Raw genomic sequence first — 9,575 nt, 5'->3', positions numbered from 1 at the left:
TTGAGCTCCTGCGTTGTTCAGTGACCGGCCTGCGCAGCATGCGCAAGACTCTCTGCGAGCGCTTGAAGTTGCTGCTCGCGGTTTTGAATGAGTTGATTGAGCGTGTGGCGCTCCTGACGGGCAAGGTCAGCCAGGGCAACGATGCGTTGCTGGTCCGCCAGCGAGGGCACGCACAGCGTGAGCGATTCCAGTACGGGGCGGCGGATACTCAACTGGCTGCTGCCTTCAGCGGCTTGCTGAAGCTGACGCTGAAATGGCGGTTGGTTTATTTGCCACGCCAGGAAAGCAGGCAGCAATAGACCTTGGGAGGCCACTCGGAGCAGAAAGAAGTGAGGGCTGCACACAGCAGGGCTCGGCGGCTCATCAATGCATACGGCATAGAACCGAGCACCTTTAGCGACGAACAGTATGTCCCCAGCCTTGAGCCAGTCAGGTGGTTTGCGGCCTGCAAGCGTGGTGCGCGTGACGTCAGACCATTTGACCCCATGGTCAAGGTCAACATCCCTCATCTGCACCGCCAGAACTTCACCATCGGCCGACTCCTCAATGGAGCCGCGAAAGGGGTAGCCCGCTTGAATGGAGACCAACTCTCCAACCATGAAATTTTCTGCATCAATGTTCATGATGCAAACTCTCGCACGACATCAACGCCAATGCAAGCTTTTTTGCATCAACTCGATTGATGCGATCGCCCCCACCCCCTCCTGCCGCTACTCAAGTGAGTAGCGGCAGGAGGGGGTCAGGCGCGCTTAGCGCAGAGCTGGGTAGCTCTGGGCTGTTTTTCACGCAAGCGGTCCAGGTAATCAGCCCATGCCTGCATCATCTTCCGACGCTCTGGCAAGTGCTCTGCACGGTTGTATGCCGCTTTGATGGGATTCCTCTCGGAGTGTGCCAACTGCCGCTCGATGGCATCAGAGGTCCAGCCCATCTCATGCAGCAGGGTGGAAGCCATACTTCGGAAGCCATGACCGGTCATATCGTCCGTGCCATAGCCAAGGCGCCGAAGCGCGGCGTTCACCGTGTTCTCGCTCATCGGATCACGGCCACTCCGTATCGACGGGAACACATAGCAGCCCCTGCCTGCAGCCCGACCAGCAAAGCCGATGCGCGCCACTTGCAGGCGCCACGATGTCCAGAATGGTCCAGCAGCAGCCAATCTTCCGTGGCATACCAGATGGCATACCAGCCAAGCCGAAAATGAAAAAAGCCCTTGAAATTCAAGGGCTTAGTTCAATTATCTGGCGGAGAGGGGGGGATTCGAACCCCCGAGGCGCTATAAACGCCTGCCTGATTTCGAGTCAGGTACATTCAACCACTCTGCCACCTCTCCGGGTGGTCCCCGGCGGACCGGGGACGCGCATCATACGAGGAAGCGAGGCCGGCGACAAGTCATTCCGGTCAACCAAGTGAAAATTTCCTGAGTGCATGCCTTGCCGGATGCCTGCAGCCCCCCCGATGATGCCTGTCTCCCCAGCAATACCCTGCCCCCGCACACCATGATCGAATTCGGACACCTCACCCACCCCGGCCTGCGCCGCGAGCTCAACGAAGACACCTACTACGGTGACAGCGAGCTGGCCCTGTGGCTGGTGGCCGATGGCATGGGCGGCCACGCCTGCGGCGAAGTGGCCAGCGCGCTGGCCCGCGAAACCATCGTGCGCGAGATCCGCCGTGGTGCGCCGCTGGTCCACGCCATCCGCACCGCCGACGAAGAGATCATCCGCGCCTCGCGCAGGCGCAACGACACCCTGCCGATGGGCACCACCGTGGTCGCAGCACGCGTGCAGGGCAATCGCTACGAAGTGGCATGGGTCGGCGACAGCCGTGCGTATCTGTGGCGCGATGGTCAGCTGGCGCAGCTCAGCCAGGACCACAGCGTGGTGCAGGAGCTGGTCGCGCAGGGCAACCTGACGGCCGAGCAGGCACGCGCGCATCCGCATCGCAACGTGGTCACCCAGGCGCTGGGCGTGACCGATCCTGCACATCTGAACGTGGCCACCACCAGCGGTGAGCTGCGCCCAGGCATGCAACTGCTGCTGTGCAGTGACGGCCTGACCGAGGAAGTGGACGACCGCAGCATCGCCCGCACCCTCGCCTTCGACGATGCCAGCGCGCAGGAATGCGTGGACACGCTGGTCGCCGCCGCGCTCGACGGCGGTGGCCGCGACAACATCAGCGTGATTCTGGTGCGCTGCCATTAAGCGGCAGATCCACGCCATGCGTGGATACGGTACTGCCGGCCAGCGGCCGGCAGTACCCCATGCCAGGCATTACGCGCTGGCGGGCTCTTCCACCTTCGGGCCATCCCACAAGGCGTAGCCGGCCTTCTTGCGCAGTCGTTCCAGACGCGCGCTGTGCGCTTCCAGCTCAGACGGGGTGGCCACCACGCGTGGGCGCGGCAGCAGTTTGCTGGTATCGAAGGCCTGCAGCGCGGCACCGGCGCCACCGCCGTCATCGTCGCCCAGGCCGAAGCCGATCTCTTCCTGGCCCGAGGTCAGCGCGATATAGACGTCACCCAGGATCTGCGCGTCGAGCAGGCCGCCATGCAGCGCACGGTGCGAATTGTCCACGCCCAGGCGCTTGCACAGCGCATCCAGCGAATTGCGCTGGCCCGGGAAGCGCTCGCGCGCCATAACCAGGGTATCGATCACCGTGCAGCGATCGGTGATCTTTCCATACTGCGGGCCCAGCAACGACAGCTCGTTGTCGAGGAAGCCCAGGTCGAACGCCGCGTTGTGGATGATCAGCTCGGCGCCATCGATGAAGGCCAGGAATTCATCGGCGATCTGCGCGAAATCCGGCTTGTCAGCCAGGAACTCCAGGGTCAGGCCGGTGACTTCCTGCGCGCCCTGTTCGAACTCGCAGTCCGGCTTGATGTACTGGTGGTAGTTGTTGCCGGTCGGGCGGCGCTTGAACAGCTCCACGCAGCCGATTTCGACGATGCGATTGCCCTTCTTCCACTCCAGGCCGGTGGTTTCGGTATCGAGGATGATCTGACGCATGGGCTCAGTTTACCGGGCTGGCGTCGCGGATCCGGATGGCCGCGTTGCGGGCCAGGGTATCCACCCGCTCATTGTCCGGATCGCCGGAGTGGCCCTTCACCCAGCGCCAGTCGATCTGGTGCCGCAGCGTGGCCGCATGCAGGCGCTCCCACAGCTCGCGGTTCTTCACCGGGTCACCGCCGGCGGTCTTCCAGTTCTTGCGGATCCAGCCGGGCATCCATTGGGTCAGCCCCTGCCGCACATACTGCGAATCGGTGTAGAGCACGATGTTGCACGGCTCGGTCAGCGTTTCCAGGCCGGAAATGGCCGCCATCAGCTCCATCCGGTTGTTGGTGGTGTGCGCTTCGCCGCCGCTCAGTTCACGCTCGTGGCCCTTGTAGCGCAGCAGTGCAGCCCAGCCGCCGGGGCCGGGATTGCCAAGGCAGGAACCGTCGGTGTGGATTTCAATGGTTTTCAATACAACTCCAGATCAGGTAGCAACGGTGCCGTGCCAACGCACCGGCAACGGTTTCGGCCCGGGCAGGGCCAGCGTTCGCTTTTCAGCATGGAACAGGCAGGCTGCGCGCAGTGGCGACCAACCGCCCGCGCGACGGCTGCCGGCGCCGCGCCAGAGCGGGCCGAGAAAACGCATATCGTCGCACTCCAGCCCGTGGCGGCCGAGCAGCAGGCGGATCCGCTGCGGCGTGCGCACCACCAGCCCGTGCTGGCGCCAGTGCGTGCGGTAAGGGCTGAACGGGTTGAGGCTGCTCAGCCACAGGTGGCCACCCGGCATCAGCACGCGCTCGCACTCATCGAGCAACCGATCAGCGTCGGCTGCGGTGACATGCTGCAGCACGACCGCATTGACGCTTTCATTGGCCAGCGGCAGCGGCAACGCACAGCGGGTGTCGCCGGCATAGCCGTGCCCCTGCCGGTACAGGCGCAGGCCGCGCCCGCCAAGCTGCGCATCGTCCAGCCATGCGGCACTCGGCGCGATCCATAGCCAGGGCTGCACCGGCAGCAACGACAGCTGCGGCAGCAGCAGTTGCCGCTCCAGAACGCGCAGGGCTTCCGCCGGTTCGCTGTCGAACCACGGGGTCTGGCTCGCTTGACGGGTGCTCTGCAGCGCGGGCATGGTCCAATTCTATGCGACTGACTGCCCTGCCCGCATTTGCGGACAACTACATCTGGACCTTGATCGACGACGACGGCGCCGCCGTGGTCGTCGATCCCGGCGATGCCGCGCCGGTGCTTGCGCTCGCCGATCAGGGCCTGCGCGTGGACACGATCCTGCTCACCCATCATCACGATGACCACATCGGTGGCGTGCCCGTGCTGCAGGCACGCTTTCCCGGAGTCCGGGTGATCGCACCCGTCGAGGAGCGCATCCCCACGGCAACCGAACGGGTCGGCGAAGGTGAACGCGTTCAGGCACTGGGCCGGGCGTTCCACGTACTATCCGTGCCCGGGCATACCCGCAGCCACATCGCGTTTCACACTGCTGAACATCTTTTCAGCGGAGATTCGTTGTTCAGCCTGGGCTGTGGACGCCTGTTCGAAGGTACGCCGTCCCAGCTGCTGGCATCGATGCGCAAGCTGGGTACCTTGCCCGCGCAACTGCTGCTTTGTTGCGCTCATGAGTACACCGTGTCAAATGCCGTCTTCGCGCGGCATGTCGACCCCGCCAACGCTGCCTTGCGGCAGCGCCAAGAGGAGGCTTTGGCCATGCGCCGCGATGACCGTTCCACCCTGCCGGTAACCCTGGCCAACGAATTCGACTGCAATCCGTTCCTGCGTGTGCACACGGCGCCGATCCGCGCGTCGGTGTCGGCACACCTGGGCCGTGACGTCGTTGACGACGTCGACGTGATGGCCGGTCTCCGGCACTGGAAAGACGGCTTCCGCGCATGATGCGCCGAAGTCTGCCGCTGGCCCTGGGCCTGGTCCTGGGGCTGGCCGGAACCGCCGGCGCCCAGTCGCTGGGCGCTGGCATCGGCCAGAACCTGACCGCCGCCGCGGCCCTGCCGCTGGATCCGGCCACGTTGCCGGCCGCGTCGGTCCGCAACGGCCAGGAGATCTTCTCCAGCTTCCGCGATGGCCTGGCCGAGCCCACCTGCAATGCCGAGGCCACCAGCCCGCGCTGGCAGAAGCAGTTCGCGCACGCCCCGTCACGCCTGGCCAACCAGGATGACGATGCACTGGTACTGTTCGGCTACGTGGTCGAAGAACTGCGCAAGGCCAACCTGCCCACCGAGTTCGCACTGATTCCCTTCGTGGAAAGCGGCTACCGGCCCAATGCCCGCAACGGCAGCGGCCCAACCGGCCTGTGGCAGTTCATCGCCACCACCGCGCGCAATCACCGCGTGCCCATGGCCAACGGCTACGACGGCCGCCTGTCGGCGGTCGATTCCACCCAGGCCGCAGTGCGCTACCTGAAGACCCTGCACGGCATGTTCGGCGGTGACTGGCGCCTGGCCACCATGGCCTACAACGCCGGCGAGTACCGCGTGCTGCAATCCATGCGAAAGGCCGGCATGAACGCGCAGAACGCCAAGCCCTCGGCGCTGCCCGGCCTCTCGCCGGTCACCCATGCCTACGTCGAGAAGCTGCATGCCCTGGCCTGCGTGCTGGAAGACGTGGAAGACCAGCCAGGGGTCATGGCCTCGCTGGACCGCACCGTGCCCGTACTGAAGGACCACACCCTGCCCGCCGGCACCAGCGTCCAGCAGTGGGCCGCACAGCGCGCCCTGGACCCGGCCAGGATCGTCCGTCTCAACCCCGCCCTGGCGGGCGGCGGGCGCGTCTCGTCCGGCACCACCCGCGTGCTGGCGCCGGTCTCGGCCGCCAGCGCGACCGTGGCGGACACCGCCACCGCACTGGTGGCCAGTAGCGTACCTGTTGCCGCCGCCTCGCCAGCGCCGCAGGTCGCCAAGACCGTGGCCGCGATCGCCGATCGTCCGCGCAGTCGTCGCCACACAGTGCGGGATGGTGAATCGGCCTGGACCATCGCCCGCCGCTATGGCATGCCGGTCAAGGCGCTACTGTCGCTGAACGGCCTGAGCGGCAGCAGCGTGCTGAAGCCGGGCGCCGTGCTGCGCGTCGAAGACTGACGCGCAGGCCAGGCCCTCCTGTAGAGCCGAGCCCCTGCTCGGCTTTTTTCTTGCCTGCGACTTGTCGGGGTTCATGGCCAGCCGAGCATGGGCTCGGCTCTACAATTCAATTTCCAGCAGCGCCCGCACAAAAAAAAGGCCCGGCAATGCCGGGCCTTCTTCGATCTGCTCGCCGCGAGGCTTACAGGTTCGCTTCGGTGGTCTGGATCATGAACTTCTTGCGCATCGCTTCGATGTAGGCCTTGGCTGCGGCCATGCCGTCGATCTGGCTCAGCTGTTCCTTCAGCTGCTTCTGCTGCTCTGCAGTCACTTCCTTGATGTCGCCCGGATTGACCTTGTTCACCGCGAACAGCAGCGCGTGGCCATTGACGTCGACCTTGCCATAGCTCGGCTTGCCTTCAGCCGGCACCGGCGCACTGAAGATCGCGCGGTTGATTTCCGGGGTCGGCACCGGCTGGCTGCGCGGCAGGCCCGGCATCGGGCTCAGCTGCAGCTTCTCGCTGGCGGCCAGCGACTGCAGGGTGGCGCCCGCCTTCAGCTTGGCCAGGATGGCATCGGCCGCCTTGTCGCTGGCCTGGCGCTGGCGATCAGCACGGATCGCAGCGATCACCTGGTCACGGGCCTTGTCCAGCGGCAGGGCCTGTTCCGGGGTGTGTGCAGCCACACGGATGACCACGCTGTGGTTGGTCGCGCCGCCCAGGGCGATCGGGTCACTGGCGGTACCGTCCTGCACCAGCACGTCGGAGAAGGCGGCACGCAGCACGGCCGGGTCAGCGGCGATGCCGCTGGCGGTCGCGCGGGTGATCGGGCCCAGGGTCTGCAGCGGCAGGTTCACTTCCTTGGCGGCGGCCGCCAGGTCGCTCGGGCTCTTGTTGATGGCATCGACCAGGCGACCGGCCAGTTCGTTGAAGCCGCGCTCGCCGTCGGCCTTCAGCTGCTCGGCAGCCAGCGTGTCACGCACTTCCTCGAACGACTTGCCCTGGCCACCGCGCACAGCGGCCACCTTGATGATGTGGTAACCGAACTCGGTCTTGACCGGGCCGATCACGTCACCGGCCTTGGCCGCAAACAGCGCGTCCTCGAACGGCTTGACCATCGCACCGCGCTCAACCCAACCCAGGTCACCGCCCTGGTCCTTGGAGCCCGGATCTTCCGAATTGGCCTTGGCCAGCGCAGCGAAGTCGGCACCGGCCGCCTTGGCTTCGGCAGCGATCCTGTTCGCCTTGGCTTCGGCGCCGTCACCGGTGATCAGGATGTGCGAGGCCTGGCGCTGCTCCGGCGAGGTGAACTTTGCCTTTTCCTCTTCATAGCGCTTGCGCAGGGTCGCTTCATCGGCCGGGGTCGGTGCCGGCAGGTTCGCACCGTTGATCTCGACGTACTCCAGCGACACGCTCTCGGCCTGGCGGAAATCCTTGCCGTGGCTGTCGTACCACTTCTTGATCTGATCGTCGGTGACCGGCGCGGTATCGGCAGGTACGGGCGGCAACGCGGCCAGCTCGACGTCGCGGGTTTCGCCCAGCAGCTTCAACAGGCGCTCGGTCTCGGCCTGGGTGACGAAGCCGGAGCTCTGCAGGCCCGATGGGATCACCGACTGCTGCAGGCTCTCACGCACCAGTTCCTGGAACTGGGTCGGGGTACGCGGCGGATTGCCACCGGCCAATGCCAGGCGGTAGTTGTTCTCGTTGAACTTGCCGTTCGAATCGAGGAACGCCGGCATGGTCGCGATGTACTCGCGCACCGCGCCGTCGCCGATCACCACGCCCGCCTGTTCACCGACCAGGCGCACGACCTGTTCGTCGATCAGCTGATCGAGCACGGCCATCTTGTTCTCGGTGCTCTCGAACGCGCGCGGGTCGAAGTTGTCGCCCTGCTGCTGGCGCTCACGCATGCGCTCCTGCTCGAAACGCGTGCGGAAATCCTGCGAGCTGATCTCATGGTGCTGCCACAGCATGCGCACCGGCCACCACGACGGCGCCGAACGCCACCAGGTAGGCGGTGCGGAAACCTTGGCCACGTTCTGTGCGCCAACGCCACCGAGGTAGCTGTTGTCGATCACGAACAGGAACGGAATCATCAGCAGCCCCAGGATCACGGTGACGATCCAGCCTGAGGTCTTGTCGCGGAGTTTCTGCAGCATGGTGAGGAATCACAAGGCCTGATTGGCGAGCCCGGCAGTGTAACCCGCTTCGCCGCAGGGACCAAAAGCAGCACCGACGCGGCCTGCGCCCACTTGCGCAGGCAGGCACCATCAGTGCATCGGCCAACTCCACATCCTGGCGCAAAGAAAAAGCCCCCGGCTTGCGCCGAGGGCTTTTAGAGTTGGCGGAGCGGACGGGACTCGAACCCGCGACCTCCGGCGTGACAGGCCAGCATTCTAACCAGCTGAACTACCGCTCCGCGCTTGAACTTTGCAGGCGCCCAGTATATCCGAAAACTCTCTGGAAGCCCAGCCCGATGAACACTTTTTTCAAAGTTTTTTCACAGGGACTTAAGAAGTCTGCAATGGCGGAGCGGACGGGACTCGAACCCGCGACCTCCGGCGTGACAGGCCAGCATTCTAACCAGCTGAACTACCGCTCCGTTCTTGCAAAGACTTTTTCGCCTTCCTCCGAACCTCTCGGTGAGAAGACAAGGCCCCCAGCCTTGAACCGGGGGCCTGGATGTAATGGCGGAGCGGACGGGACTCGAACCCGCGACCTCCGGCGTGACAGGCCAGCATTCTAACCAGCTGAACTACCGCTCCGCGTTGTTACCTTTTTGCTTTTAGCCGGCCTGGACCGGGGAGAAAACAAAGCCTCCAGCTTTTGGCCGGAGGCCTCGTTGAATGGCGGAGCGGACGGGACTCGAACCCGCGACCTCCGGCGTGACAGGCCAGCATTCTAACCAGCTGAACTACCGCTCCACACTCAAACTTTTACCGCGGTGCTGTGGTGGGTGCTGAGGGTTTCGAACCCCCGACCCTCTCCGTGTAAAGGAGACGCTCTACCGCTGAGCTAAGCACCCCAGCGAGCCGCTTAGTTTACAGCATCCTTCAGGGCCTTGCCAGCCTTGAACGACGGATTCTTCGAAGCAGCGATCTTGATGGTGTCGCCGGTCTTCGGGTTGCGGCCGGTGCGGGCAGCACGGTCGCGGACCTGGAAGGTACCGAAGCCAACCAGGGTGACCGCATCGCCGTCCTTCAGCGCCTTGGTGATGGCAGCAACGACGGCATCGACAGCGCGGCTGGACTCTGCCTTGGTCAGGTCGGCAGCTTCAGCAACGGCATCGATCAATTCGGTCTTGTTCATTCTCTACAACTCCTTTGGCGGTGGGTTCCGCTTATTCGACAGGGAAGCAACCGCACGCCATCTGCATGCGGCCGCCATGTGGAAACGGTTCGCCGAATCCAGCGATCACCAGACTGCGACCACTCATTCGCGAGTGCTGCTTTTATACCAGTGGCCCTACCCCCACGCAAGCTGGAAAGCCAGCAACGACGCGGGTT

9 protein-coding genes, 6 tRNA genes and 1 pseudogene are annotated in these 9,575 nt (G+C 64.7%); 3 read left to right on the top strand and 13 right to left on the bottom strand.

Annotated features, from left to right (window positions below):
• Nucleotides 1-17: 17 nt before the first annotated feature.
• From ACM0PK_RS02560 to ACM0PK_RS02550, 3 genes and pseudogenes are all read right to left on the bottom strand, one after another.
• Complete coding sequence (locus tag ACM0PK_RS02560; RefSeq protein ID WP_065868136.1) at nt 18-623, bottom strand: restriction endonuclease subunit S; 606 nt, start codon at nt 621-623, stop codon at nt 18-20.
• Nucleotides 624-739: 116 nt separating this feature from the next.
• Nucleotides 740-1,078 (bottom strand): annotated as a pseudogene (locus tag ACM0PK_RS02555) (tyrosine-type recombinase/integrase); the annotation flags it as partial.
• Nucleotides 1,079-1,239: 161 nt separating this feature from the next.
• A tRNA-Ser gene (locus tag ACM0PK_RS02550) sits at nt 1,240-1,330 on the bottom strand.
• Nucleotides 1,331-1,496: 166 nt separating this feature from the next.
• Here ACM0PK_RS02550 and ACM0PK_RS02545 point away from each other — a divergent pair.
• Nucleotides 1,497-2,201 (top strand): PP2C family protein-serine/threonine phosphatase, encoded by a 705-nt coding sequence (locus tag ACM0PK_RS02545; RefSeq protein WP_061479956.1) that lies wholly within the window; start codon nt 1,497-1,499, stop codon nt 2,199-2,201.
• A 69-nt stretch (nt 2,202-2,270) separates the two neighbouring features.
• Here ACM0PK_RS02545 and dnaQ read toward each other — a convergent pair whose 3' ends face one another.
• Genes dnaQ through ACM0PK_RS02530 form a run of 3 tightly spaced genes read right to left on the bottom strand, consistent with a single transcriptional unit; the run spans nt 2,271 to nt 4,116 of the window.
• Nucleotides 2,271-3,002, bottom strand: coding sequence for a DNA polymerase III subunit epsilon (gene dnaQ / locus ACM0PK_RS02540; protein WP_049415209.1), 732 nt, complete (start codon nt 3,000-3,002; stop codon nt 2,271-2,273).
• 4 nt (nt 3,003-3,006) lie between these two features.
• On the bottom strand, nt 3,007-3,459 hold the full coding sequence (gene rnhA, locus ACM0PK_RS02535; protein ID WP_088496270.1) for a ribonuclease HI: 453 nt from the start codon (nt 3,457-3,459) through the stop codon (nt 3,007-3,009).
• Nucleotides 3,460-3,471: 12 nt separating this feature from the next.
• Nucleotides 3,472-4,116 (bottom strand): methyltransferase domain-containing protein, encoded by a 645-nt coding sequence (locus tag ACM0PK_RS02530; protein ID WP_061479955.1) that lies wholly within the window; start codon nt 4,114-4,116, stop codon nt 3,472-3,474.
• Between the two features lie 11 nt (nt 4,117-4,127).
• Here ACM0PK_RS02530 and gloB point away from each other — a divergent pair, with 11 nt between their 5' ends.
• Nucleotides 4,128-4,892 (top strand): hydroxyacylglutathione hydrolase, encoded by a 765-nt coding sequence (gloB, locus tag ACM0PK_RS02525; RefSeq protein WP_180869541.1) that lies wholly within the window; start codon nt 4,128-4,130, stop codon nt 4,890-4,892.
• Nucleotides 4,889-6,091, top strand: coding sequence for a lytic transglycosylase domain-containing protein (locus ACM0PK_RS02520; RefSeq protein WP_414607961.1), 1,203 nt, complete (start codon nt 4,889-4,891; stop codon nt 6,089-6,091). The genes gloB and ACM0PK_RS02520 overlap by 4 nt, the downstream gene beginning before the upstream one ends.
• 181 nt (nt 6,092-6,272) lie before the next feature.
• Here the strand turns inward: ACM0PK_RS02520 and ACM0PK_RS02515 are convergent, their stop codons facing one another.
• From ACM0PK_RS02515 to hbs, 7 genes are all read right to left on the bottom strand, one after another.
• Nucleotides 6,273-8,228, bottom strand: coding sequence for a peptidyl-prolyl cis-trans isomerase (locus tag ACM0PK_RS02515; RefSeq protein ID WP_111202296.1), 1,956 nt, complete (start codon nt 8,226-8,228; stop codon nt 6,273-6,275).
• A gap of 183 nt (nt 8,229-8,411) precedes the next feature.
• A tRNA-Asp gene (locus tag ACM0PK_RS02510) sits at nt 8,412-8,488 on the bottom strand.
• A 106-nt stretch (nt 8,489-8,594) separates the two neighbouring features.
• Nucleotides 8,595-8,671 (bottom strand) — tRNA-Asp (locus tag ACM0PK_RS02505).
• A gap of 86 nt (nt 8,672-8,757) precedes the next feature.
• Nucleotides 8,758-8,834 (bottom strand) — tRNA-Asp (locus ACM0PK_RS02500).
• An 82-nt stretch (nt 8,835-8,916) separates the two neighbouring features.
• Nucleotides 8,917-8,993: transfer RNA gene (locus tag ACM0PK_RS02495), tRNA-Asp, on the bottom strand.
• A 26-nt stretch (nt 8,994-9,019) separates the two neighbouring features.
• A tRNA-Val gene (locus ACM0PK_RS02490) sits at nt 9,020-9,094 on the bottom strand.
• Nucleotides 9,095-9,105: 11 nt separating this feature from the next.
• Nucleotides 9,106-9,378: a non-specific DNA-binding protein Hbs gene (gene hbs, locus ACM0PK_RS02485; RefSeq protein ID WP_005408270.1), complete on the bottom strand. Its 273-nt coding sequence runs from the start codon at nt 9,376-9,378 to the stop codon at nt 9,106-9,108.
• Between the last annotated feature and the right edge of the window lie 197 nt (nt 9,379-9,575).

The sequence above is a fragment of the Stenotrophomonas sp. FR010 genome, from assembly GCF_047520755.2.
Classification (GTDB): Bacteria; Pseudomonadota; Gammaproteobacteria; order Xanthomonadales; family Xanthomonadaceae; genus Stenotrophomonas; species Stenotrophomonas sepilia.
This window is presented reverse-complemented; position numbering and strand designations above follow the sequence as displayed.

Bases quoted from the DNA above. Each gene is read 5' to 3' on its own strand.
- ACM0PK_RS02520 (WP_414607961.1), top strand. From the start codon at position 4,889: ATGATGCGCCGAAGTCTGCCGCTGGCCCTGGGCCTGGTCCTGGGGCTG.
- ACM0PK_RS02530 (WP_061479955.1), bottom strand. From the start codon at position 4,116: ATGCCCGCGCTGCAGAGCACCCGTCAAGCGAGCCAGACCCCGTGGTTC.
- hbs (WP_005408270.1), bottom strand. From the start codon at position 9,378: ATGAACAAGACCGAATTGATCGATGCCGTTGCTGAAGCTGCCGACCTG.
- dnaQ (WP_049415209.1), bottom strand. From the start codon at position 3,002: ATGCGTCAGATCATCCTCGATACCGAAACCACCGGCCTGGAGTGGAAG.
- ACM0PK_RS02560 (WP_065868136.1), bottom strand. From the start codon at position 623: ATGAACATTGATGCAGAAAATTTCATGGTTGGAGAGTTGGTCTCCATT.
- ACM0PK_RS02545 (WP_061479956.1), top strand. From the start codon at position 1,497: ATGATCGAATTCGGACACCTCACCCACCCCGGCCTGCGCCGCGAGCTC.
- gloB (WP_180869541.1), top strand. From the start codon at position 4,128: ATGCGACTGACTGCCCTGCCCGCATTTGCGGACAACTACATCTGGACC.
- ACM0PK_RS02515 (WP_111202296.1), bottom strand. From the start codon at position 8,228: ATGCTGCAGAAACTCCGCGACAAGACCTCAGGCTGGATCGTCACCGTG.